We start from the raw sequence: 24,741 nt of genomic DNA, 5'->3' as shown, positions 1-24,741 counted from the left end.
CGTCGAACCTAGGAGAGCCCGGCCGTCCGGTCCATCCCGCGGCCGCGAGTTAACGCAGACTTTCCCTCCCACGAGGCGGTTGACGCGGAGTTAACCCGCCGGCACGCCACGCAGTCATCTGGAGGGCCCAGCATTCCGAAGCGCGGCATCCCGCGGCAGAACAGGCACCTGACCATGGAGAGGGGCCATCGATGGCAGTGCACGAGGACTTGGCGCCGACCGCGGCCGACCCGCCGGTCGTACCGCACCGGCTCGCGACGGGCGCGCTCGGCTTACCCGGGGTCATCTTCTGCATCGTCACCGGCGCGGCGCCGATGACGGCGATGCTCTTCAACGTACCGGTCGCCGTGCAGGGCGCGGGATACGGCGCCCCCGCCGCCTTCCTGCTGGCCACGGCGGCGCTGACGATCTTCTCGGTCGGATACATCGCGATGAGTCGGCGGGTGACGTCAGCGGGCGGCTTCTACACCTTCGTGACCCGCGGCCTGGGCCGGATCCCGGGCGTGGGGTCCGGTGTGCTGATCGCCCTGTGCTACATGCTCTTCTCCGCGTCGGTCATCGGGGTGATGGGGTATTTCGCCGCCACCAGCATCGAGTCCTGGACCGGGGTGCGGATCCCGGTCTGGGTCTACATGTTCGCGGCGCTGGCGGTCATGACCGCCCTCGCCTGGTTCCACATCGAGCTGACCACCAGGATTCTGGGCGTCTCCCTGGTCCTGGAGGTGCTCGCCCTGGTGATCCTCTCGGTGGGGGTCTTCGTGCACGGCGGCGCGCACGGGCTCTCCGCCAAGCCGATGAACCCGGCCGAGGTCTTCGGCAACGACAGCGCGGCCCATGTCTTCGGCACGGCGGCGGCCGGTGTCGCCCTCTTCGCGGCCTTCTGGTCCTGGGTCGGCTTCGAGATGGCGCCGAACTACGCCGAGGAGTCACGCGACCCGCACCGTATCGCCAAGACCGCCACCTACGGGTCGGTGATCGGGCTCGGCGTGCTCTACATGATCGTCTCCTACGCCTTCGTCTCCGGCTGGGGCCTGCCGGAGTCGGCGCGGGCGGTCAAGGACCAGTTCAGCGGCAGGTACGACTCGGCGTTCTATCCGCTGGCGGAGACCTTCGTCGGCCACTGGCTGATGGTGCTGATGCAGGTCCTGGCCATCGTCAGCCCGTTCGCCTGCGCCATGGCCTTCTACAACACCGGCGCCCGCTATCTCTTCTCGCTGGCCCGCGAAGGGGTGGCGCCGGCGCCGCTGGCCCGCACCTCCAGGCACCACAGCCCCGCGGCGGCCTCGATGACCTGCACGGTCCTCGTCGGCCTGATCGTGCTGGGCTTCAGCCTCTACGACGGCAGCACCGAGGGCGCGCTGCTGAAGCTCGGCACCTGGGCGCCCCTGATGGGCGTGCTGGGCATCCTCGGCGTCCAGGCGCTCACCTCGTTCGCCATCATCCGCTACTTCCTGACCACGGCGCGTGACGGCTTCCACTGGTTCACCACCCTGGTCGCGCCGGTGATCGGCGCCGCCGCCATGGTCGGCGCGTGCTGTCTGCTGATCGAGAACCGTGCCGTACTGGCGGGCAACGGCGAGGTGCCCTTCATCAAGTACCTCCCCGAGGTGATCCTGCTGATGTTCGCCGTGGGCCTCGGGATCGCCCTGTGGCTGCGGGCGCGGCGGCCGGAGCAGTACGCCCGGCTCGGCCACTTCGACCACGCCGACCCGGTGGACTCCCCGGCTGACGGGCGGACCGCCCGCGGCGAGCCCTCTCCGGCGGCCTGAGACCGATCGGACACACCGAAGGGCGGCGGGACCCTGGAGGTCCCGCCGCCCTTCGTCAGTCACCGGCGGAAAGGCCGGCTGTGCCGGTCGGGTGCGGCCGATCAGTACGCGGAGTTCACGTTGTCCATCGAGCCGTACCGGTCAGCCGCGTAGTTACAGGCGGCGGTGATGTTGGAGACCGGGTTGTAGATGTTCCACGACGTTCCCGGCACGTGGTAGCGGCTGAAGGTCGGGTTGATCACCTGGAGCAGGCCCTTGGACGGAATTCCGTTCTTGGCGTTGATGTCCCACAGGTTGATCGCGTTCGGGTTACCACTCGACTCGCGAATGATGTTGCGGTGGATGCCGCTGTAGCTGCCCGGGATTCCCTTGGCGTGCATGATGTCCAGCGACTGCCGGATCCAGCCGTCGAGGTTGTTCGGGTAGGTCTTCACGGCCGGCCGGGGCGCCGCGACGTGCGCGGGCCTGGGGGCGGACACGGCGACCTTGACGGCCTGGTGCCGCGGGGCGGGCTTGGCCTTCGGGACGGCCGGGGCCGCGGGCTTCTTGGCCTCGGTGACGCTCTTGGCGGCGGCCGGGGCCTGCTTCTTCGCCGCGGCGGCCGGGGCGGCCGGGGCCTGCTTCTTCGTGGTGGCGCTGTGGATGGCGCTCTGCGAAGCCATACCGGATTGCGCGCCAAGCGGCTTGACGTGCTGACCGGTGGAGACCGAGAACCCTGTCTTCGCGCCGGCCGCGGTCGCCGAGCCCGCCCCGGCCGTTGCTTCCAGTCCGGTGACTGTCAGCACCAGTGCGCTGGCGGCGAGTGCGCCGGCCGCGATCTTGCGCTTCTTCGACAGCCGGTTGAACTTCGAGAACGTGGGGAGCTTGTTCGGGATCGTGGGGAGCTGCATACGGGGCTTACCTCTTCCGTTGAGCGGACCCGTGAATTGTTAGTTGTTTCGGATTCACGGGTCAAAGGTCGCGACTACGAAGAGGATTCGTAGTCGGACCGAAAAGGGCGGCGCTATGGGGCGCACACCCTGTCAACGGCGGGGATTCGGCTGTTACTAAGCAGCTTCATATGTGACGCACGTCCTATAAACGGAATCACAAGGGGGCGCTTCCGCCGTCGCTTTGTGTGAGAGCGGGTGCGCTTTATGTGGCGGTTCCGCCGGTTCGCCCACCGGGTCGCGCCGCCGGGTCACGCCCGCCGGGCCACCCGTCGTCCGGGGTCGACCAGGGAGGTACCGACCGGGATGTCCGACCCGGGCGGCCTGGGCGGCCGGGGCAGCCGCTTCTCACTTCTGCCGGGATCCTCCGGAATGGCGGTGATGTCACCGTTCGGGAAAGAGCTTTCCTAGTAACTTTGCTTGCGCCCCCGGCCACCCCGGGCTAATTTGATGCCGCACCACGGGGATAACGCCTGCCGGTCGGAGAATATCTTTTCCGAGTTCACCGGCGCGGCGCGCTCCGCCGCTAGCGTCACATCCGTCGTTCCCGACGCGAGGAATCCGCGCGCGGAACCTCGCCCCGTTCGCTGTTGAGGAGTTGGTGTGCGCAGCATGCTGTCACGGCCGAAGAGCGCCCGAGAATCCCGAGACCTCCGAGGCCCCCGAGAAATCGGCGGACCCGGCGGACCCGGCGAGAGGGCGTCCGGCCCGAGGCGTCGCAGGAGGCTCCGGCGGTCCGCACTGGCCAGTGCCCTCGGTGCGGCGGCGCTGGTCATGGCGCTCCCGGCCAACGCGAACGCCAGCGTCCTGCAACTTCTGCCGCAGAACGCCGACGGTCTCGAACAGTCCTTCTCCCCCGCGTACGACTACGACACCGACGGCTGCTACGCCACCGCGGCCATCGGCGCGGACGGCACCATCAACCCCGGCCTGAAGCTGGGCGGCGATGTCAACGGGCACTGCCACGACTACGCCCAACTGGCCAACGCCAACACGTATTCGCGCGAGAAGTGCAACAACGACTGGTGCGCGGTCATCTACGCGAGCTACTTCGAGAAGGACCAGGCCACGCTGGGCCCCGCGGCCATCGGGCACACCCACGACTGGGAACACGTCGTGGTGTGGATCAACAACAACCAGGTCCAGTACGTCTCGGTGTCGCAGCACTCCGGCTACCAGGTGGCGGCCGCCTCGTCCCTGCGCTTCGACGGAACCCACCCGAAGGTCGTCTACAACAAGGACGGCGCCTCGACCCACGACTTCCGCTTCGCCAACAACAACGACGAGCCGCCGGAGAACGCGACCGGCGGCTGGTTCTATCCGCGCCTCGTCGGCTGGAACGGCTACCCCGCCGGTTTCCGCGACAAGCTGCTGAGCGCCGATTTCGGCGCGGCCACCATCAAGATCGGTGACGGTGACTTCGAATACGCCCTCGCCCACTCGATGCCGGCCGGAATACCCTTTGACCCCAACGCGTAATACGTCTGATATCCCGCCGTCGGCGGACAAGAATGGCCGGCCGGTCCCTGTCCCGCAGGGGCCGGCCGGCCATTGCCGCAGCCATCGGTCGCACAGCCGCGTAGCCGAATAACCGCATAGCCACGTAGCGGCATAGCGGCTCCTTGCGACCTGCTACCGGCCGCCCGCGATCACCTCGGCTGCGGCGACACCGGAGGCGGCGGTCGCACCGTGGGTGAAGATCTGGACGGCGCCGTGGGCGGAGGGGGTGGGCAGTCCCATCTCGACCACGATCGCGTCAGGGCGCGCGGCGGCGAGGTCTTCGAGGGCGCGGCCCATCCACTTGTTCCGGGTGGCGTCCCTGACGACGACGACCATCGGGCGCCCGGCGGCGGGCGCCAGCGCGTACTCCTCAAGGACGGCGGGGCCGCTCTCGAACTGCTGGTGGTGCACCCGGACGAAGGTGGTTCCGGGCAGCCGCTCCCGCAGCGGAACGGCGACACCCCACGGCGTCTCCTTGCCGATGGCCAGATTGGTCGAGGGCACCAGCTCGACCACGTGCGGCGCGGCGGTGAGCGGCAGCACGTCCTGGACCGGGCCGGTCACCTTGACGGCGCGCCGGGCGGCGACAAAGCCGATGTCCCCGTTGACGGGGTCGACCGGCACGGCCCCGGCCAGGTCGGTCGACCAGTCGGCCAGCGCCTTGACCCGGTCGGACGCCTCCACCAGCCGGGCTTCGAGAAGCTCTCCCGAGGTCACGGCGGCGGCCAGGGCGCCGGTCAGCAGCGCGACGGTTCCCTCGTCGGCGTTCTCCCCGCCGACGCAGATGGCGTCGGCGCCGGCCACCACGGCCTTCACCGTGGCGCCGTCGATACCGTACTGACCGGCCACCGCGCCCATCTCGATGGCGTCCGTGACGATCAGGCCGGCGAAGCCGAGTTCCTTGCGGAGCAGGTCGTTGAGGATGCGGTGACTGAGGGTCGCCGGGTAGTACGGATCGTAGGCGGGCACCAGCAGATGGCCGCTCATCACCGCGCGTACACCGGCCGCCAGCGCCGCCCGGAACGGCGGCAGGGCCTGGGCGGCGATCTCCTCGATGTCGGCGTCGTAGCTCGGCAGTCCGTGGTGGGAGTCGACGGCGACATCGCCGTGGCCGGGGAAGTGCTTGGCGCAGGCGGCGACCCCGGCCGACTGGAGGCCGCGGATCCATCCCGCCGCGTGCCGGGAGACCACGGCGGAGTCGACGCCGAACGACCTGACCCCGATGATCGGGTTGTCGGGGTTGGAGTTGACGTCCACGCTGGGCGCGTAGTTGAGGCTCACCCCGGCGGCGTGCAGCTGGCGGCCGAGATCACGGGCGACCTTCTCGGTCAGTTCGACGTCGTCGACGGCGCCGAGGGCGAAGTTACCCGGCCGGGTGGAGCCGGTCGAGGACTCGATCCGGGTGACGTCCCCCGCCTCCTCGTCGATCGCGATGATCAACGCCGGGTTCTCGGAGCGCAGTTGGGCGGTCAGCCGGGCCACCTGCTCGGGCGAGGCGATGTTGCGGGCGAAGAGTACGACGGATGACAGGCCGTCACTGATGTCACGCAGCACCCACTCCGGCGCCTCGGTGCCCACAAAGCCCGGTTGCAGGATGGAGAGCGCGAGTCGTCGCAGCTCCTTGCTGTGTGTGCTGGAGGACATCCGCTGGGGCCTTCCGGGTAGTGTCGACTTGTCGATCACACGGCGCTTTGGTACAGACCAATGGATACTGGCTCAGCCCGATCCGCAGTGTCAAGAAGATCGCCCGCCCCGCCCAGGTCGGGTCCATACCTGCCGAAGGCGGGAAGACACGACCTTCCGCCCAAGCCACACAGTTGTGACTGTACGTCAACGGGCAACCTGTGAGACGGCCTTGACGAGCCCGTCTGATGAACTCTCCGGTTGACACGTGCAGATGGTCTAATCCATTTTAGAAGAACGCGAGTTCAGCAAGGGATGTGTGCGGACTGCCCCTGGCGGATGAGCAAGTTGGCCCGGCGGAACATGAGGACACGTTTAGTGTCCACGGATCCACGGGCTGTCATGAACGCCAAGCCCAAGGGGCAAGGGAGCAAGAAGCCGGTGCCGTATCCGCGAAGACCCGCGACCGCCGTATGCGAAACGGTTCCGTCCGTTCCCCACTTCGCCCGAAATCCATCGCTGTGTGTGCCAACTCCCGCACCCACCGCGACATATCGGCACCGCGCAACGGTTCCGTACGCGCGCTGACCGCAGCGCGGCAGCGGTTCCCCGCCCGTTCGGCGCGCCGCGTTCAGCACGATTCAAGCCTTGGAGCACTTCTATGTCGGCGGCTGACCGTTATCTCCATCGTGCCCCGTCGAGCGTCCCGTATTTCAGCGCGGACGCCGACACCTATCTCGCCAGGACACCACTGCGGGAGCTCCGTAAAGAACAGAAACTCCGGGTGCTCACCGAGGAGGACTTCGCCCGCTGGCAGACCTACGGTTATGTCGTGGTGAAGGAGGCGATCCCCGCCGCGGCGGCGAAACGCCTGCTCGATTTCACCTGGGACTTCCAGGGACTCGATCCCGGCCGGCCCGACACCTGGTATCAGGAGCGCGAGTTCCGTACGGATCTCGACCGGGAACTGCACATCTACGGATTCGTCGAGGCGTACCACCACCAGCTCATGTGGGACAGCCGGCAGGCGCAGCGGGTCTACGACGCCTTCGTCGACGTCTGGGACTGCGAAGAGCTCTGGGTGACGCTGGACCGGCTCAACCTCAACCCGCCCAACGTCAAGAACCGCGACCGGGCGCTGATCGCCCCCACCGAGCGGGGCTTCGACATCGACCTCCACTGGGATGTCGACACCTCGCTCGGCGTACTGCCGCAGCGGGTCCAGGGCATCATCGCGCTGAACGACACCACCCGGGAACTGGGCGGCTTCCAGTGCTCGCCCGAACTCTTCCACCGCTTCGAGCGATGGCGGGCGCTCCAGCCCGAGGGCCGCGACCCGATCCGGCCGGCCATCGACCGGGCCGAGTTCCCCGTGGTCCGGCCGGAGCTGCACGCCGGTGACCTGCTGATCTGGAACGGTCTGCTGGCGCATGGCGTGGCGCCCAACACCTCGGCGGACGGGGTACGCGCCGTCCAGTACCTCTCGATGATGCCCGCCCTGGAGACCCACCAGGAACTGCGGCAGTCGCGTGTCGAGTCATGGCGGAACCTCAGCACCCCGGACTGGAACGCCACGCTGGTCGGTGACGCCGACAAGCACGAGTCCCTCCGGTACGGCACCGCGGAACTGACCGATCTGGGTGCCAAACTGCTCGGCCTCTCCTCCTGGAGCAAGGACCTGGAGCCGTCGACCGGAGAGCGGACATGCGCGCGATCTGTCTGACGCTTCCCACCAACCGGCCGTGCGCCACGACGATAGCCGCGGTGGGCGAGGAAGCGGCCTACGCCGCCGGGCACTTCGGGGTCGAGGTCCATCTGCTCGTGCTGGACTCGGCAGAGCCGCCCGCCTTCGCCGAGCACGCCCGGGTCGTCCGCGAGCTGCCCGCGGCGCCGAACGTGCGGGTGCACCACCTCGACGAGCCGGCGCAGGCCGATTTCCTGCGCCGGGTGGTCCGGCGGGCCGGTCTCGCCAAGCCCGATCTGCTCGTCGATCTCATGCTGCCGTCGCGGGTCTCCTACGGCGCGTGCACCAACCGGGCCTTCCTGATGGCGGCGGCGCTCGGCTGCGAGTCCGTCCATCGCCGCGATTCGGACAGCACCTACCAACGCGCGGACGGGGCACCGGTCTTCCCCATCCACCACGAGCTGATGTCGCTCGGCAAACGCGCCGCCGACGCGGCGGACGGCGTGCACGAGGTCGCGCTCGACCGGGCGCACGCGGACAAGCCCGTGGTGATGGTGGGCAGTTCCTTCGTGGGCGAGATGTCGGTGGACATCGGGGAGATGTACGAACTCGACCGCGACGTCTACGAGGACGTGGTCGGTCTGTGGGCGCCCGCCGACTGGTCGGCGGCGGAGAAGCGGGCCCTGGTGGCGGAGTCCTTCCGCGGCGCCGGCAGCACACCCTTCACCCGGGACCATTCCACGCTCGGCCTCGTCGATCCCATGCGGGTCGACATGTGCAACATCGCTTTCCACCAGGTACAGGAGCAGGTGCCGCTGCCGCCGGCCACCGACACCATCGGCAGCGACTACTTCCTCATCCATCTCGTCCACGACGCCGCCTTGCCCGGTGTGCTGCACAACCGTGACATCGTCAACTTCTATACGAAGGAGCGGCGAACCGACGCGGGATTCGCCGCATACCATCTGCGGTTCACCAAGTTCTTCCTCTCGATGCTCTACTTCAATTTCATCTACCGGGAGATGGCGGCGGCCGGCCCGGCCCTGCTCGACGATCAGCACCGGGTGCGGATCTCCGCTGTCACCGAGATGGTGTGGGAGAGCGGGCGACTTGACCAGACGGAGAACGTGCGGCGGCTGGAAAGCCTCGACCGCTCCTATCGGAAGCTTGGCGGCCGCTACGCCGAATTCGCCGAGAGTATCGCCGCGCGCCGTGGTGAACTGCTCGACGAGGCACGGCAGGACATCAATGACTTCGCGTTGTTGATCGAGGCGTGGGCACCGATGGTCCGGGCGAGCAGAGCCACCGGTCTCCGGTTCCAGCGGCAGCCCGACTGAATTCCTCGACCATGCACGAAGACATCATGAACGCCGAGAGCGCCGAGTACCGCACCGACGACGGGAAGAACTACCGGAAGACCGCCCTGCACACCGCGCTCGCGGCCGCGACGGAGGACCGGATCATCTTCGATCTGGCCGGAATCGAAGCCCGCTGTGCGTCACTGCTGCGGGAACTCCCCGACGTCTCCGTTCGCTTCGCCATGAAAGCCTGTCCGGTGGACGAGGTGATCACCTGCCTGGCGAAGAAAGGCGTCGGCGCCGACGCGGCGAGCCCCCGGGAGATCGCGCAGGCGATCGCCTGCGGTGTGCCCGTCGACCGGATTCATTACGGCAATACGATCAAGTCCGACCAGGACATCGCCGAGGCCCACCGCCTCGGTATCAGGGTCTTCGCCACCGACAGTCAGGAGGACGTGGCGGCGATCGCGGTCCACGCGCCGGGCGCCCGGGTCTTCTGCCGGCTGAGCACGGACGGGCAGGGGGCGCTGTGGGGCCTCAGCAAGAAGTTCGGCTGTTCGGTCGACGAAGCGGTGGTTGTGCTGGAGCAGGCCCGGGACACGGGCCTGGTACCGGCCGGGCTCTCCGTACACGTCGGTTCGCAGCAGATGTCGGCGCAGGCCTGGCGGCGGGTGTTCGACAACCTTGTGCACGCCCTCGAACTCATGGGCCGGCGAGGAATCACGCTCGACCACGTCAACCTCGGCGGCGGCCTGCCGGCCTTCGGTTACCTCGACAAGCGGGGCCACCGGCTCGACCCCCCGATCGACAAGATGTTCGCCGTCATCCGGGAGGGGATGCAGCGCTGCCGCGAGGTGTCGGGGCACCGGCTGGACTTCGTCATCGAGCCGGGGCGCCACCTCGTCGCGGACCACGGCGCCATCCGGGCACGTGTCTCCCGGCTGACCACCCGGCGCGGCCCGGACGGCGAACCCCGGTACTGGCTCTATCTGAGCTGCGGGAAGTTCAACGGCCTCTACGAGATGGACGAGTTGCAGTATCCGCTGGTCTTCCCCACCCACGACGACACGGATCGGGTGCCGGCGGTCGTGGCCGGCCCGAGCTGTGACAGCGACGACTCCTACTCCCCCGAGTACGGCCTGGTGAAGGTGCCGAAGGGGGTGGCGTCGGGGGATCCGGTCTGGGTGCTCTCCAGCGGCGCCTACGCGATCAGTTACATGACGCGGGGGTTCAACGGCTTCAGCCCGCTCCCCTATTCGTGCCTGCCAGGACAAGGGGAGCGGTAGATGCCCGACGACACGCGGATACGGCACGTCGCCGACACCGACTGGGAGGCGATCGTGGCGCTGGAAGCGGCCGCTTACGAGCCGCTCGGGCTGTCGGAGGAGCGGACCGTGCTGGAGTCCAGGGTGCGCGCCTCGCCCGACACCTGCTTCGTGCTGTTCTTCGAGGAGCGGCTGGCGGGCTATCTGCTGGCGCTGCCGTACCCGATGTTCGCGTACCCGGATCTGACCCGGACGGAGGAGACCGTCTTCCGTTCGGACAACCTGCACCTGCACGATCTCGTCGTCGCCGAGGATCTGCGCGGCAGGGGGCTGGGCCGGAGTCTCCTCCACCGGCTCGCCGCGAGCGCCGGGGCGAGCGGGTACGAGCGGATCTCGCTGGTCGCCGTCGGCGGCAGCGATGTCTTCTGGGCGGCGAACGGATTCGTCGCACGGCCCGAGGCCGTCCGCGCCGGGAGTTACGGCACGGACTCGGTGTACATGTCCAGGCCGGTGCGGGCGGTCCGCGCCGGGCAGCCGGAGCCGACCAGCGCTCGGTCGCGCGGTTCGTCATCGCAACACGAAGAGGGCTGATGCACATGTTCCGCGTCCACGATCCCTTCCGGCGGGAACAGGTGGCGATCGCCGCCCTGTTCAGCTCGCTGGGTTTCCAGTACGCCACCTGGGCATCGCGGCTCCCGACGATCAAGGCACACCTGGGTCTGAGCGCGGCCGAGGTGGGTCTGCTGCTGATGGCCACCGGGGTGGGGGCGGTGGTGTCCTTCCCGCTGGTGGCCATGTTGATGAGGCGGCTCGGCTCCCGGCGCCTCTCGCTCTTCTCCGCGCTCGGGCTCGCGATGGTGCTCGTCGTGCTGGCCGAGGCGCCGGACTACCCGGTCGCGCTGCTGATCATGCTCTGTGACGGGGTGCTCGTCGGGGGCCTGAACGTCGCCATGAACGCTCAGGGGGCGGCGCTGGAGGCCAAGCACCAGCGCAATGCCATGGGCAAGCTGCACGCGACGTTCAGCGGCGGTTCGCTGGGCGCGGCCCTGCTCGCCTCCGGGATGAACGCGCTGACCTCGACCATGGCGGTGCATTTCGCGGTGGCCGCCGTCATCCTGCTGCTGCTGGCCGGCTACGCGCGGCCCGGGCTGCTGCGGGAGGACCGGCCCGCCGAGGTGGCGGAGGCGGCCGAGGCGGCCGTATCCGGTGAGGTGCGGGAGCCCGGTGAGGTGCGGAAGAGCCGCGGCAGATGGACCGTGCCGACACGTATGACGCTGTGGATGGGCGGCGCCATGGCCTTTGGCACGGTCACCGAGGGCGCCATGAACGACTGGTCCGCCATCTACCTGCGGGATGTCGCCAAGGCGTCGGCGGAGCTGGCCCCGATGGGCATCGCGGTCGTCTCGGTCATGATGGTGCTGGCCCGCGTCTTCGCCGACCGCTGGCGGAGCCGCTGGGGTGACGGACGGGTGGTCCGGGTGGGCAGTGCGGTGGCCGGGCTCGGCCTGGCGCTCGCCCTGCTGAGCGGCGGGGTGGTGCCGGCCCTGATCGGGTTCGCCTGTGTCGGTCTGGGTATCGCCGCGGTGACTCCGTGTGTCTACGTGGCGGCGGCCGCGCAGGGCTCGGACGCGCTGACCCTGGTCGCGACCATGGGCACGACGGGTCTGCTGGCGGGACCGCCGATCATCGGTTTCATAGCCAACGCCAGTGGACTGGTGTGGGGCCTGAGCGCGGTCGCCGCCGCTGCCGTTCTCGTCTCCGTGTGCGGTTCCCAGATCCGCTGGACCACGGCCTGACCAGCGTGTTCGTACCGGACCCCGCGTCGGGCGGGGCGGGGGTCACCGGGCCGGCTGTCATCGCCGGCGCTTCCCGGCATGCGGAATGGGTACCCGAAGGGCTCATGTACCTCACATCCAGCCGCACGATCGGAGGACCGCCATGGCGACCGCCCGTCCCAGGCCCGACAATCCCCACCTGGCGGACGAAGGGCTGAGTGTCCCGGAGGACGCTCTGCAGCGGCCCGGCCAGACCCCGCCCGCCGAGTCGGGGGTGTCCTGCCTGGACGCCCCGGAGCGCAAGTCGCTCAGCCGGGGCTGGGGCCCGGTGCCGCTCACCTTGATCCTGGTGGTGGTCGCGGTGTTTCTCGCCGGGCTGCTCGGCCGGGCGATCGAACTGATGGTCTGATCCGCCGGATGCCCGGCTCCCCGGCCGGTGGTCCGGCCGGGGAGCGTGCGGGCCGGTCAGGACGGCAGGCTCCACTTCTGCGCGCTCGACCCGTTGCAGGTGTAGAGCTGCACCTGGGTGCCCTGGGTGGTGGAGGAGTTCGGATCGTCCAGGCACAGCCCGGACCCGGGGTTGACCAGTGAACCGTCCGCCCCGGCGGTCCACTGCTGGGCGCCGGTCCCGTTGCAGGTGAACAGTTCGACCAAGGTGCCGTTGGTGGTGCCGCTCTTGGTGACGTCCAGGCACTTGCCGAGGGTCCGCAGGGTGCCGTCGGTGGCGATCGTCCAGTCCTGGGCGTAGGTGGCGTTGCAGCCGAAGATCCGGACGGGGTTGTTGTCGCCGGTGGCGGAGTTGGCGTCATCGAGACACACCCCGGTCGCCACCGCGGACTTGACCGGACCGACCCGCGGTGCGGGCGGCGGAGCCGCGTTGCCGGCGTAGGACGGCGGGGCGGCGGCCGGGGCGGCCGCCCAGGAGGTGTTGGCGCTGGTGCCGAGGGTGTAGCTGAGGGTGCCGCCGGAGGTAATGGCCGAGGTGGGGGCGTAGGCGTTGTTCCACGCCGATCCGTTCCAGCCGGCCGACTGCACATACGGTGCGTTGTCCGCGGCGCCGTTGCCGTTGATCGTCAGGGTGTTGCCCGAGGGCAGGGTGACGACGGCCTGGGTGAACAGCGGTGAGCCGAGTGCCAGATCGGAGGTCCCCGGTGTCTCGGGATACATGCCGAGGGCGGACCACACGTACCAGGCGCTCATCGCGCCGAGGTCGTCGTTGCCGTCCGCGAGGCCGCCCGGGGTCGCGGCCCAGATCTGGTCCTGGATCGCCCGGACGGTGCCCTGGGTCTTGTACGGTTCGCCGGTGTAGTCGTACTCCCAGGGCAGTTCGATGCTCGGCTCGTTGCCGACCCACGCGTAGCCACTTGCGCCGGTGAAGCTGCGCAGGGTGGTGTCCAGGTAGTGGTTCATCGCGGTGGCGCCGCCTTTGGCGCGGGCCAGCCCGGCCAGGTCGAAGGGCACCATGCCGGTGTAGATCCAGGAGTCGGCCTCGACCATGTCGGTGCCGCTGGTCGGGTCGAAGCCGCCGGTCCAGGCACCGGAGGCGTTGCGGGGCTCGACGAATCCCGAGGCCGGGTTCAGTACGTTGCGCCAGTCCTGCGAACGGTTGAGATAGGTCTGCTGGTCGCCGGTGTCACCGAGCGCCCCGGCGAAGGCGGAGACGGCGAAGTCGGCGGTGTCGTACTCCAGGGTGGTGGCCACCGGTCCGTAGAAGTTGCAGCAGCCGTAGCTTCCGTCGTGCGGCATGTATCCCGGGGTGTTCAGGTAGTTGAGTCCTGGCCGGTCGCTGTTGGCCCGGCCGGCCTCGGCCACCATGTCGGTCAGCGCGGTCGCGCGGTCGAAGGCGGTGGCGCCGAAGGCCCGGTAGTCGGCGAGGATCGCGTCCGCGGGGTCGCCGACCATCACATACGACTCGCCGTTGTTCTCCGACCATTTGGGGAACAGGCCGGTCTGGGCGTAGTCGTCGACCATGGACTGGGCGGTGTCCGACGCGGCCTGCGGACCGACCAGGGCCTCCAACTGGGCCTGGGAACGGTAGATGTCCCAGCCGGAGTAGTTGGCGTAGGCCGCGTTGTGTCCTGAATCGACGGTGTGTGTCGTGCCGTCGAAGGCGTAGTACTGGCCGTTGGTGTCGCTGATCACGTTCGGGTGCAGCAGCGAGTGGTAGAGCGCGGTGTAGAAGCTCTGCTGCTGCGCGGTGGTGCCGCCGGCGATCCCCACCGGCCGAGCAGGGTGTTCCAACCGCTCTGCGCCGCGCTGCGGGTGGCGTCGAAGTTCCAGCCGGGTTTCTCCGCGGCGCGGTTGGCGACCGCGTTGGCGGTGGAGACGTAGGAGATGCCCACCTTGGCCTGGACGACCGGGTTGGCGGTGGTGTTGAAGGTGACATAGCCGCTGGAGGCCGCCGCGTCCGGCGTGACGGCCCCGGCGGAGGCGCTCTTCGAGGCGGTCGCGGGTGGCGTCTTCCCGTGCAGCCGCGGCTTGTTGGGTGTCTCCGCGGCGTTCTTCGAGAGGTGCTTCGCGGGCTTCGCGACGGGTGTGCCCGCGGTCTTCGCGGCGGCCGCGCCCTGGGCGGTGAACGGCTGGTCGAAGACCATGTCGAAGTAGACGGTGTAGGTGTTCCCCGCGCCGCAGAAGTGGCCGCTGGTCGCCTGGCCGCTGACCTCGGTGCTGGAGACGCGGGTGAACTGCGTCGCGCTCGCGCCACTCTGACTGCCCGGCAGCTTGAAGATCAGGTTGGCCTGGGTGGACGAGGGAAGGGTGAAGCGGGCCATGCCGCTGCGGGTCGTGGTGGTCAGTTCGGTGGTCACCTGGTTGTTGAGCGCGACCTTGTACGAGCCCGCGGACGCCGACTCGTTGCTGTGCGAGAAGGCGTCGGTGGCGCCGGTGTTGACCGCCCCGACGGTCGGCAGGACCGGCACGTCACCGCCGGCGCCGCAGCCGGGGCCGGCGAGATGGGTGAGGCTGAAGCCGGTGATGGACGAGTCCTTGTACTCATAACCCCCGCCGTCCGGCCGGGAGGGGGTGTCCGGGCTCCACTGCACCATGCCGAACGGGACATCCGCGCCGGGGAAGTCGTCCGCCTGGTTCGAGGTGCCGATGAACGGGTTCACCACGGTGGCCGGGGAGGACACCAGGGCCGGTTTGCCGGCCGCGAGGGCGGGTGTGACGTTGCCGCGCGCCCGGCTCGGCGGCACCGGGCCGCTTCCGGACCGGTCAGCCGGCGGCGTTGAGGAGGTCCAGCACGCTCTGCTGGCAGCCGTAGTCGCTGGCGCCGCTGCCGCCGGCCCAGTGCGGGCCGTACTGGTCCAGGGCGTTGCGGTCGTGGGCGTAGGCGCTGTTGGCCCAGGTGGTGAGCGTGGCGGCGTAGGGGTGGTCGGTCAGTTGGGAGTTGAGCCGGCCGAGCCCCCGGACGTAGGCGCCCTTGAACGACGGCCCGTCACCGGTGCAGCCGTCGCCCTCGCCCGGCTCGCGCAGCACTCCGTTGGTCGACAGCCTGGTGGTGGAGGCGCCGGCCAGGGTGCGGGCGGTCGTCAGCAGACCGGAGTCACCGGTCGCCCGGTAGAGCTCGGTCAACCCGCCGAGGACCACCCCCTGGTTGTAGGTCCAGGTGGGCTGGCCGTTGTTGGCGCACGAGGCGTTGAGGCCGTCGTTGACCATGTGGTCGCCGTTGATCATCCCGCTCTGCTGGAACCAGTTCCACTCGTTCCTGGCGCGGGTCAGATACGTGGTGTCGCCCGGCAGGCGGTTGTGCAGCGCCGCGGTCAGCTGGAGGAACAGCTCGTTGGTGATCGCGTTCTTGTACGTACTGTCCTCGGCCCACCGGACGCCGCCGCCGCACGTACCGTCCCAGTACGCGAACATGTGGTCCGCGTCGGTCCTGGCGGTGGCAAGGTAGCGGCTGTCGCCGGTCAGGTCGTAGGCGTCCACCCAGGCGAGGCCCCACCAGCCGGTGTCGTCCAGGTAGTTGTTGGTGAAGTTGCCCTCCTGGGCGCCGAGGTTGGCGTCGTAGGTCTGGCCGATGGCGTACTCGTAGCTGGGCATGCCGCTGATCCGGGCGTTGTCGATGACGGCGGTCAGCGCGTTGGCGCCGGTCCACCAGCCGTTGCCGCCGAAGAGCTTGGTGGTGCGGTCGTAGGACATCATCAGCGCGGTGGCGGCGGCCGTGCTCCGGCTCCAGGCGTTCCAGGTGGTGCGGGCCCAGGGCGTGCACGCGATGGCGCCGCTCACCTGACCGCAGGCGCGCAGCGCGCCGACGCCCAGGTTGTTCCAGTCGTCCACGTTGTACATCAGGGTGCGCCAGCCGCCCTGCCCGGCGGGCACGACGGTGTCACCGAGTTTGCTGCCGTTGCTCCAGGTCCGGCCGCCGTCCATGGAACGGTCGAGCCACACCTCGTCGCCGGCCGCGCCGTTGCCGATCGAGGCCCAGCCCATCGCGTCGGTGTCGTCGATGTGCAGGGTGAGGGTGCGCGACGAGAGGGCGGCGGTGACCGGCACCCGGTCACCGGGACTGAGGGCGGGGTCCCGTGTGTCACAGTACTTGTTGCAGATCGCCGCCGCGGCGGCCGGTGTCACGGCGCCGTCGGCGGCGCCGATGGACATCGTTGTCAGACCAAGGGCGAGAAGAACGGCGGCAATCGATCGGGGTGCTCGCATGGGGGGACTCCCAGAACTTCGGACGCGTGGGGGCGCCTTTTGAGTGGGGGAGGAGCAGGAGAAGCGAGGAGTGCGGGAGGAGCAAAGGGTGCGGGAGAGGCGGGAGAGCAGAGGAGAGCGCTCTCCGCGAAGTTAGCCAGGCTGCCGGGGCACGTCAATGGTCCCCACAAGCAGTCGGACCAATGTCGCTTTTGGCGCATTCGCCATCACCCGCTGTCCTGGGCGGCGTGGGTGCGGCGGCGGCGGAAAAGCCACCGCTGAGCGGGAGCCGCCGGGCGGGATCGGCGCGGAGCCGGGCACCGTCTCACCAGCGGGTTGCGCGGATCGTCCGGCGGGCCGGGTCGGGGTGGGACGCTCGGCCGGGCACCGGGGGCCGCCGCTTCGGATCATCCGATGACTGCGCCGCGGGATCGGCCCCTGCATGCTGCCGCATGGGCGCGTGGCCTGGGACAGCGGCTCAGCCAACCGCGTCCCCAACCTCACCGGGCAATACACCTAGGGCAGCCGCCGGGCTGCGGACCGCTCCAGCCACGCGACGACGTGGTCCACGTAGCTGTCGACGTTCGACAGGGGTCTGCCGGCGAGCACCGCGACGAGGTGCTCGACTCCGAACGTCTCGTCCCACACCCGGGCGCGACGGTAGGTCTCGCCGTCGACGGCCTGACGGACGTTCTCCCACCCGTGCCAGGCCATGCAGGCCGCGTCGATCGCCGGATCGAACGGCTGGGCCAGGTCCCAGTCCAGCACCCCGATCAGCTTCCCGTCCTTGCTCCAGTGGACGTTCTCGGCGCCGAGGTCACCGTGGACGAGACAGGCCGGCACCGGCTCCAGGGCGATGGCCTCGTCGAGGCGTCGCCGGCCCTCGTCCCGCCATCGCCGGGGCAGCCGCGGGACGACGTCCTCGGCCAGGACGTCGGCCCACCCATGACCGCTCGGCTGCCCGCCCGGGGTGCCGAGCACGGCTTCGAGCTCCGGGGTGAGGGGAAGCTCCCGCAACGCCCGGAGCAGCCCGCCGATCTCGGCGGGATCGCCCTCGCCCTCGGGCAGTCCGCTGCCGTCGACCCACGAGACGGCGACGGCGGCGCGGGCACCGAACATCGTCACCGGCGTCAGCGGTTCCGGAACGGCGAACGGCAGCCCGGATGCCGCGATGACCCGCAGCGCTTCCATCCGGCGCGGCAGCGTCTCAGCCGCGGTCGGGCGCCGGCTGATCCGTACGGCCGCGACACCGGGGATCAGAACGACGTGGTGGTGGTTGCCGTGGGCGGACAGGCGTGCGGCGTCCAGCGACATCCCCGGCATGAGCGCGTCGACGATCTCCAGCAACTCGGCGGGAACCTCGTCGCTCACGTGCCTGCCTCCCTCTTGGCCAACCGGCCGGCCCACCCGACGTACGTCAGAGCCCGCTGCGGGCGCTTCACATTATCGGGCCGCCATGGCGCACCGGGTCCCCTCCCGGGCGCGATCGCGGTCAGCCGACGGTGGGGGCGAAGGGGCCGCCCGCGCCGAACACCGACCGCGCGAAGTTCGCGCCGATGCGGCGGGGTCCCACGAGGACACGTTCGCCCGGATCGCCGGTGGCCTTGAACCGCGTGAGCAACCCACCGCCGGTCGGTGGCCCGGCAACGACAGCAAACAGCCCCGCCGCCCGGCCGGTGACGACCCGCGGCGCGCCGTAGCTGAGCGCGGGCCCCCGGGGGCACCGCCGACCGCAAAGTCAACGCGAGCAACCACGACACGGCGGGAGACGGCAACGAATCGCAGGGGCAGTACGAGCCCCGCGAGGGGCCCTCTGGCGACGCCTCGCCGCACCCGAATCGCCAGATACGCACTCCGAACCGCGCACGTTCGAGGCCGACAAGGTGAAAGACCGGACAGATCCTTACCCGTTGACGTCGATGGTCGAAATGTCCCTCGAACTTGATCGCCTGAGGTGGAGAGCTAATATTGCCCGAGGTTTTCGGGCATGGGGCCCGCTCCGAGGCGGTGGTGGTGGTTGTGACGGTTGTCGGTCGAGTGGTCCGGTTCGACAGTGCGCGGGGTTATGGGTTCATCGCTCCGGACACCGGTGGCGAGGACGTGTTCCTGCATGTGAACGACATGCTCTTCGGCGAGGAGCAGGTCCGCCAGGGTCTCGCTGTCGAGTTCGAGATCGAGGAGGGCGACCGCGGTCCCAAGGCGTCGTCCGTCCGGCTGGCCCATGACGCCGGCGGCAAGGGTTTCACCGCGCCGGTGTCGCCGCGGCCGATGGCCGACAGCGAGGTGATGTGCGATGTGCTCACCGCCGACGAGTACCTCAGGGAAGTGACCGAGCTGCTGCTTCAGGCGGCGCCCTCGCTCACCGGCGGCGAGATCCTGAGCGCGCGGGCGAGCCTCGCCCAGAGCGCGAAGCGGCACGGCTGGACCGAGGGCTGACGCACGCCGGGCCCGCGTCTTCCTTGGCCGTCCCTTGGCCATCCCTTGGCCTGGCCACACGCATGGCCGGCCGGGGCGGGGTAACTCGCCAAGAGTGATACGTATCGGACTGGTTGTTCTGTCGGTGGTGGCGGCCCTGGCGGCGGTGGGCGCCGCCGGGTGGGTCTCGCCGTGGTGGTGGATCGCGGCCGCGGTGCTCGTACCGCCCGCGCTGCTCGGGGTGTGGGACCTGCTCCAGCGCAAGCACTCGGTGCTGCGCAACTACCCCGTGGTCGGGCACGCCCGTTTCCTGCTGGAGCGGATCCGCCCCGAACTCCAGCAGTACTTCATCGAGCGGAACTTCGACGGCCGCCCCTTCGACCGGGACGTCCGCAGCATCGTCTACGAACGGGCGAAGGGCACCGACGCGGAGGAGCCGTACGGCACCGAGCGCGATGTCTACCAGCCCGGCTACGAGTTCCTCGTTCCCTCGATGGCGCCCCGCCCGGTCCCGAAGGAGCCGCCGCGGGTACGGATCGGCGGTCCCGACTGCACCCGCCCGTACGACATGGCGCTGCTCAACGTGTCGGCGATGAGCTTCGGCTCGCTGTCGTCCAACGCCGTGCTGGCGCTCAACGGCGGCGCCGCGGCGGGCGGTTTCGCCCAGGACACGGGCGAGGGCGGTCTGTCGGAATACCATCTGCGGCCCGGCGGCGACCTGGTCTGGGAGATCGGCACCGGCTACTTCGGCTGCCGCACCTCCGACGGCGGCTTCGACGCGGGCGAGTTCGCCGACAAGGCGGCGCACGACCAGGTGAAGTGCGTGTCCCTCAAACTGTCGCAGGGCGCCAAGCCCGGCATCGGCGGCGTGCTGCCGGGCGCCAAGGTCAACGCGGAGATCGCCCGGGTGCGGGACGTCCCCCAGGGCCGTACGGTCATCTCTCCCCCGTACCACCAGGTGTTCTCCACGCCACGGGAACTGGTCCGCTTCATCGCCCGGATGCGGCAGCTCGCCGACGGCAAGCCCACCGGATTCAAGCTCTGCCCCGGCTCCCGGCAACAGTTCCTCGCCGTCTGCAAGGCGATGCTGGAGGAAGGTGTGACCCCCGACTTCATCATCGTGGACGGCGCCGAGGGCGGCACCGGCGCCGCCCCGCTGGAGTTCGCCGACCACGTCGGCACCCCGCTCACCGAGGGCCTGCTGACCGTGCACAACTCGCTGGTCGGCGTGGGTCTGCGGGACCGGATCAAGATCGGGGCGAGCGGCAAGATCGCCACCGGCACCGATCTGGTCAAGCGGCTGGTGCAGGGCGCCGACTACGGCAACGCGGCGCGCGCCATGATGTTCGCCGTCGGCTGCATCCAGGCGCAGCGCTGCCACACCAACGCCTGCCCGACCGGCGTCACCACCCAGGACCCGCGGCGCGCGCGGGCGTTGGACGTCGGCGACAAGACCGCCCGGGTCCAGCGGCTGCAAGAGGCCACCGTGGCGAGCGCCCTGCAGATCATGGCCTCGATGGGCGTCACGGACCCCGCGCAGTTGCGTCCGCACATGCTGCGCCGGCGGCTCGACCCGTACACCGTGCTCTCCTACGAGGAGATGTACGAGTGGCTCTCCCCCGGCCAGTTGACGGCCGAGCCGCCGGACTCCTGGGCGGCCGACTGGAAAGCCGCCGACCCCGACCGCTTCACCGTCTGAACCGTCCGAACTGTCTGAACTGTCTGAACCGTCTGGACCCCCCGAACCGTCCGAACTTTCCGAACCGTCCGAACTTTCCGAACCGTCCGAACCTTCCGTACCGGAGGAATCCATGGCCCGAACCGTCGCCCGCGTCATCGTGGACGCACTGACCGAACTCGGGGTCCGCCAGGTCTTCGGGGTCGTCGGTGACGCGCTCAATCCGCTCACCGACGCCATCCGCACCACCGAGGACCTGGAGTGGATCGGCTGCCGGCACGAGGAGGTCGCGGCCTTCGCGGCCAGCGCCCAGTCCCAGCTCACCGGCGGCCTCGGCGTGTGCATGGGCACCGTCGGCCCGGGCTCCATCCATCTTCTCAACGGCCTCTACGACGCGGCCAAGAGCCGCACCCCGGTGCTGGCCATCGCCGGTCAGGTGCCGCTGGCCGAGCTGGGCAGCGACTACTTCCAGGAGGTCGACAACGACGCCCTCTTCAGCGACGTGGCGGTCTTCCGGGCCACGATCACCTCGCCCGACCAGCTCCCGCTGATGCTGGAGACCGCGGTCCGCAACGCGCTGGGCCGCAAGGGGGTGGCCGTACTCACCGTGCCAGGGGACATCGGCGACCGGGAGCTGACCGCGGACCGGCCGGCCCGCTTCTCGCTGAGCTCACCGGTGACGCGTCCCGAGGAGTCCGCGGTGGTGGCCGCCGCCGAGCTGCTGGACCGGGCGGAGCGGATCACGCTGCTCGTCGGCCAGGGGGCCAGGGCCGCCCGCGCCGACGTGCTGGCGCTGGCCGACCGGCTGGCGGCTCCGATGGTGCTCACCTTGAAGGCCAAGGAGGGCTTCGAGGACCACGGCAACGCTTTCCAGGTGGGCCAGACGGGACTGATCGGCAACCCGGCCGCCGCGTCGGCCATGCGGGACGCCGACACGCTGCTGCTGCTGGGCACCGACTTCCCGTATCGCGACTGGTATCCGGAGGGCCGTACCGTCATCCAGGTGGACACCGAGCCCGCGCACATCGGGCGCCGGGTCCCGGTCGAGGTCGGCCTGGTCGGTGACGTGGGAGCGACCGTGCGCGATCTGCTCCGCCAGCTGTCCGCCAAGGCGCCGGGTGACGAGGGCGCGCGTGACCGCAAGCATCTGGACAAGGCGCGCGAGCACTTCGAGGGCTGGCACGAGGGCCAGGCACGGCTCGCCGACCCGGGCCACGACACCGGCCCGCTCGGGCGGGTGCGGGCCGCGTTCGACAACCGCGAGCACGGCATCCGGCCCGAGGCGCTGGCGGCCGCGGTGAACCGGGTCGCGGCCGACGACGCCGTTTTCACCTCGGACACCGGGATGGCCACCGTGTGGCTCTCCCGGTTCGTCGAGATGCACGGGAGCCGGCGGCTGCTCGGCTCGTACAACCTCGGGTCGATGGCCAACGCCATGCCGCACGCGCTCGGCGCGCAGTGCCTGGACCGGCGGCAACAGGTGGTGGCCTTCTGCGGCGACGGCGGGCTCAGTATGCTCCTCGGCGACCTGATGACCCTCAAGACCCAACAACTGCCGGTGAAGCTGGTGGTTTTCGACAACCGCAGGCTCGGCATGGTCAAGCTGGAACAGGAGCAGGTGGGGCTGCCGGAGTTCGGTACGGTGCTGGACAATCCCGATTTCGCCGCGGTGGCCACCGCGATGGGCATCACCGGTATCCGCGTCACCGACCCGGACGAGCTGGACACGGCCGTCCGCCGGGCCTTCGACACGCCGGGGCCGGTCCTGCTGGACGTACTCACCAACCCCGACGAGATCGCGATCCCGGCCAAACCGACGGTGGAACAGGGCTGGGGGTTCGCGGTGGCCAAGGTCAAGGAGATCGTCCGCAGCCACGGCGACACGGACGGGAAGTGAGCGGGGCGCCGCCGGACGGGAAGTGACCGGGCGACCGGATCAGCGCTCGCGAGCCGCCCCGCCGCCGGTCAGAAGTCCCGGCCGCGGGGCGCCGGTCCGTAGCCGCCGGGCGGCTGGGCCGCCTTGCGGCGGAACTGCCGCAGCCGGGCGGTGAGGAACTGGATCACCGGGGTGCGGTCCCGGTGCCGGCGCTCGTAGCGGAGGAGGAGGGCGAGCTGCTCCTGGTCGAGGCCGCGGGAGTGGCTCTCCACCGCGAGCCGGGAAAGGTGCTTGTAGTCGGCTATCGGGAGTTCGGCCGTCTCGGGCCCTGGAAGGTCGCCGTCAAGGAATTCCACTGAAGTCACCTCAAAGTTCACCTTACCGGCTCCCCCGGAAAACAGCCCGCGAAACGCCTCCGGATGCGGGGTCCGGCGGGGTGGAGGACCGTGGGAAGAGCGGGACGCGCGCTGTCATGGGTTCCACCGCACTCCCCCGAGGGGCATTGGCTATGGACAACAACATCCGGGCGGCGCTGGCCGCCGGCGCCGCGACGGGCTACGTCGCCGGCCGGAGCAACAAAGGGAAGCTCGCGATCGGCCTGCTGTCTCTGGCGGTCGGCAGCGGCCTGGATCCGGTGGCGCTGATCGGCCGGGGGGTCAGACGACTCGCCGAGGGTGAGCAGTTCGAACGGTTCAGCGAGTCCCTGACCGAGAGCCTGCGGCAGCGGACCCGCTCGCTGCTGCCGGCCGAGGAAGCGGACCGGCCGACCCGCCGAGAGGGCGCGGACACCGAAGAGGGCGCAGAGGGCACAGCACCGGACCAGGAAGCCGAAGACGCCCAAGACGCGGACGACACAGAGGACGCGGAAGAAGAGCCCGAGGCGCCCGAAGAGCCGGCGGCGGACGAAGAGCCCGCGGACGCCGGAGAGCCCGAGGACGAGGAAGAGCCCGAGCCGGCGGCGCCCGCCAAAGCGCCGGCGCCGCGGCCCGCTCGCGGCGGCGCCGGGCGGGCGAAGAAGCCGGACGGCCCGGCCGCCCGGGAGGCCGGGCCGAAGAACCCGCCCGCCGAGCGGGCGAAGGAGCTGGCCCGGGCGAGAAGGGCGAAGGAGTCGGCGCAGGCGGGGAAGGCGCGGGTGGAGCGGACCGCCAGGGAACCGGGGCCGAAGAATCCGCCCGCCGCGAAGGCGAAGGCCGTGGCGAAGGCCCGGAAGGAAGCGGAGCAGCGGAAGGAAGCGGAGGAGCGGCCGTCCACCACCAAGCGGGTGGCGAAGCGGCCGCCGGTCCGCCGTATCCGGCCGAGCTGACGTCCAGCGACCGGGGGCGACCGGGGCGCCCCGACCCGTCACGAACGGCAAGCGGTCACGACCCACAGTGAGGACCAGCCAGAGGGCCGGCCTCGGCGGCCGAGACGGCAGGTGAGCGGGGTCCCCGAGCGGGCAGGCGCGCAGCAGACCGCACGAGAGAGGAATGACCATGTCGGAGAATGACCTGAAGGGCCGCAGCGTCCTGGCGATCGTCACCAACTACGGGGTGGAGCAGGACGAACTCGTCGTCCCGGTCGAGCATCTGCGGAAGAACGGAGCGATGGTCGACATCGCCGCGCTCTCCGATGAGCCGATCCGGACCCTGGTCGGCGACAAGGACCCCGGCAAGACGATCGAGCCGACCCTGACCCTGGCGGAGACGGATCCGAACGCGTACGACATGCTGCTGGTGCCCGGCGGCACACTGAACGCCGACGCGCTGCGGCTGAACGACCTCGCCATCGAGACGGTCAGGACCTTCACCACCTCCGGGCGGCCGGTGGCGGCGATCTGCCACGGTCCGTGGGCGCTGGTGGAGGCGGGCGCCGTCCAGGGCAAGACGCTGACCTCCTTTCCCTCGCTGCGGACCGACATCAGCAACGCCGGCGGCTCCTGGCGGGACGACTCCGTGATCAGCGACGACGCCGGCGGATGGCGGCTGGTCACCTCGCGTACGCCGCACGATCTGGACGACTTCCTCCGCGAGGTCGAGGCGGCGCTCATCACCTCCCCCTGACGTCCCCGGCCGTCCGACCGGCCCCGGGAGCCGCCGCCGCGGCGGCGGCTCCCGGGGCCTCGGCGTCCGCGGAATAACGTCACCTTTTCCACCCCCGGAGTTCGCATAGCGGACTCCACGCCCAGCAGAAAAGCCGATTCCGGCGAAACCGTCGCATCCGCCGTACGCGCCTTGACGTAACACGCGCCCCGGCACTTGAATCAGGGCGCAACCGGATCACCGCTTCGGAAGTGCTCAGCACGGTGCACGGCACAGAAC

At 70.0% G+C, this 24,741-nt stretch carries 20 protein-coding genes; 13 read left to right on the top strand and 7 right to left on the bottom strand.

Annotation, left to right across the window (positions count from 1 at the left end; translation table 11 throughout):
- Window positions 1-191: 191 nt before the first annotated feature.
- Window positions 192-1,769, top strand: a complete 1,578-nt coding sequence (locus OG519_RS32000; RefSeq protein WP_405591418.1) for an APC family permease — start codon at window positions 192-194, stop codon at window positions 1,767-1,769.
- 101 nt (window positions 1,770-1,870) lie between these two features.
- Here the strand turns inward: OG519_RS32000 and OG519_RS31995 are convergent, their stop codons facing one another.
- On the bottom strand, window positions 1,871-2,659 hold the full coding sequence (locus OG519_RS31995; RefSeq protein WP_405591415.1) for a transglycosylase SLT domain-containing protein: 789 nt from the start codon (window positions 2,657-2,659) through the stop codon (window positions 1,871-1,873).
- Window positions 2,660-3,472: 813 nt separating this feature from the next.
- Between OG519_RS31995 and OG519_RS31990 the strand changes: the two genes are divergently transcribed.
- A complete protein-coding gene (locus OG519_RS31990) occupies window positions 3,473-4,177 on the top strand; it encodes an NPP1 family protein (protein WP_405591412.1) in 705 nt (234 codons plus the stop codon).
- A gap of 153 nt (window positions 4,178-4,330) precedes the next feature.
- Here the strand turns inward: OG519_RS31990 and OG519_RS31985 are convergent, their stop codons facing one another.
- Window positions 4,331-5,842, bottom strand: coding sequence for a glycoside hydrolase family 3 protein (locus OG519_RS31985; RefSeq protein ID WP_405591409.1), 1,512 nt, complete (start codon window positions 5,840-5,842; stop codon window positions 4,331-4,333).
- 640 nt (window positions 5,843-6,482) lie between these two features.
- Here OG519_RS31985 and OG519_RS31980 point away from each other — a divergent pair.
- The 6 genes from OG519_RS31980 to OG519_RS31955 all read left to right on the top strand — a co-directional run bounded on the left by OG519_RS31980 (window position 6,483) and on the right by OG519_RS31955 (window position 12,252).
- On the top strand, window positions 6,483-7,544 hold the full coding sequence (locus tag OG519_RS31980; protein WP_405591407.1) for a phytanoyl-CoA dioxygenase family protein: 1,062 nt from the start codon (window positions 6,483-6,485) through the stop codon (window positions 7,542-7,544).
- Entirely contained in the window at window positions 7,526-8,842 is a 1,317-nt protein-coding gene (locus OG519_RS31975; RefSeq protein WP_405591404.1) for a DUF6271 family protein, read from the top strand. The genes OG519_RS31980 and OG519_RS31975 overlap by 19 nt, the downstream gene beginning before the upstream one ends.
- 26 nt (window positions 8,843-8,868) lie before the next feature.
- Window positions 8,869-10,089 carry a type III PLP-dependent enzyme gene (locus OG519_RS31970; protein WP_405591402.1) on the top strand — a complete coding sequence of 407 codons (1,221 nt, stop codon included), beginning with the start codon at window positions 8,869-8,871 and terminating at the stop codon, window positions 10,087-10,089.
- The gene (locus OG519_RS31965; protein ID WP_405591399.1) at window positions 10,090-10,659 is read left to right on the top strand and encodes a GNAT family N-acetyltransferase; all 570 of its coding nucleotides are present in this window, start codon (window positions 10,090-10,092) and stop codon (window positions 10,657-10,659) included.
- Between the two features lie 5 nt (window positions 10,660-10,664).
- Complete coding sequence (locus OG519_RS31960) at window positions 10,665-11,864, top strand: MFS transporter (protein WP_405593145.1); 1,200 nt, start codon at window positions 10,665-10,667, stop codon at window positions 11,862-11,864.
- Window positions 11,865-12,006: 142 nt separating this feature from the next.
- On the top strand, window positions 12,007-12,252 hold the full coding sequence (locus OG519_RS31955) for a DUF6480 family protein (RefSeq protein ID WP_405591397.1): 246 nt from the start codon (window positions 12,007-12,009) through the stop codon (window positions 12,250-12,252).
- A gap of 56 nt (window positions 12,253-12,308) precedes the next feature.
- On the opposite strand, the gene OG519_RS31950 is transcribed toward OG519_RS31955, so the two are convergent.
- The 4 genes from OG519_RS31950 to OG519_RS31935 all read right to left on the bottom strand — a co-directional run bounded on the left by OG519_RS31950 (window position 12,309) and on the right by OG519_RS31935 (window position 17,846).
- Entirely contained in the window at window positions 12,309-14,063 is a 1,755-nt protein-coding gene (locus OG519_RS31950) for a lectin (protein WP_405591395.1), read from the bottom strand.
- Window positions 13,982-15,037 carry a hypothetical protein gene (locus OG519_RS31945; RefSeq protein WP_405591392.1) on the bottom strand — a complete coding sequence of 352 codons (1,056 nt, stop codon included), beginning with the start codon at window positions 15,035-15,037 and terminating at the stop codon, window positions 13,982-13,984. The genes OG519_RS31950 and OG519_RS31945 overlap by 82 nt, the downstream gene beginning before the upstream one ends.
- Before the next feature lie 19 nt (window positions 15,038-15,056).
- Window positions 15,057-16,442 (bottom strand): glycoside hydrolase family 76 protein, encoded by a 1,386-nt coding sequence (locus tag OG519_RS31940; protein ID WP_405591389.1) that lies wholly within the window; start codon window positions 16,440-16,442, stop codon window positions 15,057-15,059.
- Window positions 16,443-16,991: 549 nt separating this feature from the next.
- Entirely contained in the window at window positions 16,992-17,846 is an 855-nt protein-coding gene (locus OG519_RS31935; protein WP_405591387.1) for a phosphotransferase family protein, read from the bottom strand.
- Window positions 17,847-18,488: 642 nt separating this feature from the next.
- Between OG519_RS31935 and OG519_RS31930 the strand changes: the two genes are divergently transcribed.
- The 3 genes from OG519_RS31930 to OG519_RS31920 all read left to right on the top strand — a co-directional run bounded on the left by OG519_RS31930 (window position 18,489) and on the right by OG519_RS31920 (window position 22,465).
- Window positions 18,489-18,911 carry a cold-shock protein gene (locus tag OG519_RS31930; protein ID WP_405593143.1) on the top strand — a complete coding sequence of 141 codons (423 nt, stop codon included), beginning with the start codon at window positions 18,489-18,491 and terminating at the stop codon, window positions 18,909-18,911.
- Between the two features lie 94 nt (window positions 18,912-19,005).
- Complete coding sequence (locus OG519_RS31925) at window positions 19,006-20,589, top strand: FMN-binding glutamate synthase family protein (RefSeq protein WP_405591384.1); 1,584 nt, start codon at window positions 19,006-19,008, stop codon at window positions 20,587-20,589.
- Between the two features lie 112 nt (window positions 20,590-20,701).
- Window positions 20,702-22,465, top strand: a complete 1,764-nt coding sequence (locus OG519_RS31920; protein ID WP_405591383.1) for a thiamine pyrophosphate-dependent enzyme — start codon at window positions 20,702-20,704, stop codon at window positions 22,463-22,465.
- 68 nt (window positions 22,466-22,533) lie between these two features.
- Here OG519_RS31920 and OG519_RS31915 read toward each other — a convergent pair whose 3' ends face one another.
- Entirely contained in the window at window positions 22,534-22,809 is a 276-nt protein-coding gene (locus OG519_RS31915; RefSeq protein WP_405591380.1) for a hypothetical protein, read from the bottom strand.
- Between the two features lie 143 nt (window positions 22,810-22,952).
- Between OG519_RS31915 and OG519_RS31910 the strand changes: the two genes are divergently transcribed.
- Window positions 22,953-23,747 carry a hypothetical protein gene (locus OG519_RS31910; RefSeq protein ID WP_405591377.1) on the top strand — a complete coding sequence of 265 codons (795 nt, stop codon included), beginning with the start codon at window positions 22,953-22,955 and terminating at the stop codon, window positions 23,745-23,747.
- A 169-nt stretch (window positions 23,748-23,916) separates the two neighbouring features.
- A complete protein-coding gene (locus OG519_RS31905; protein WP_405591374.1) occupies window positions 23,917-24,483 on the top strand; it encodes a DJ-1/PfpI/YhbO family deglycase/protease in 567 nt (188 codons plus the stop codon).
- The last annotated feature ends 258 nt before the right edge of the window (window positions 24,484-24,741 follow it).

The organism is Streptomyces sp. NBC_01190, from assembly GCF_045039895.1.
Taxonomy (GTDB): Bacteria; Actinomycetota; Actinomycetes; order Streptomycetales; family Streptomycetaceae; genus Actinacidiphila.
This window is presented reverse-complemented; position numbering and strand designations above follow the sequence as displayed.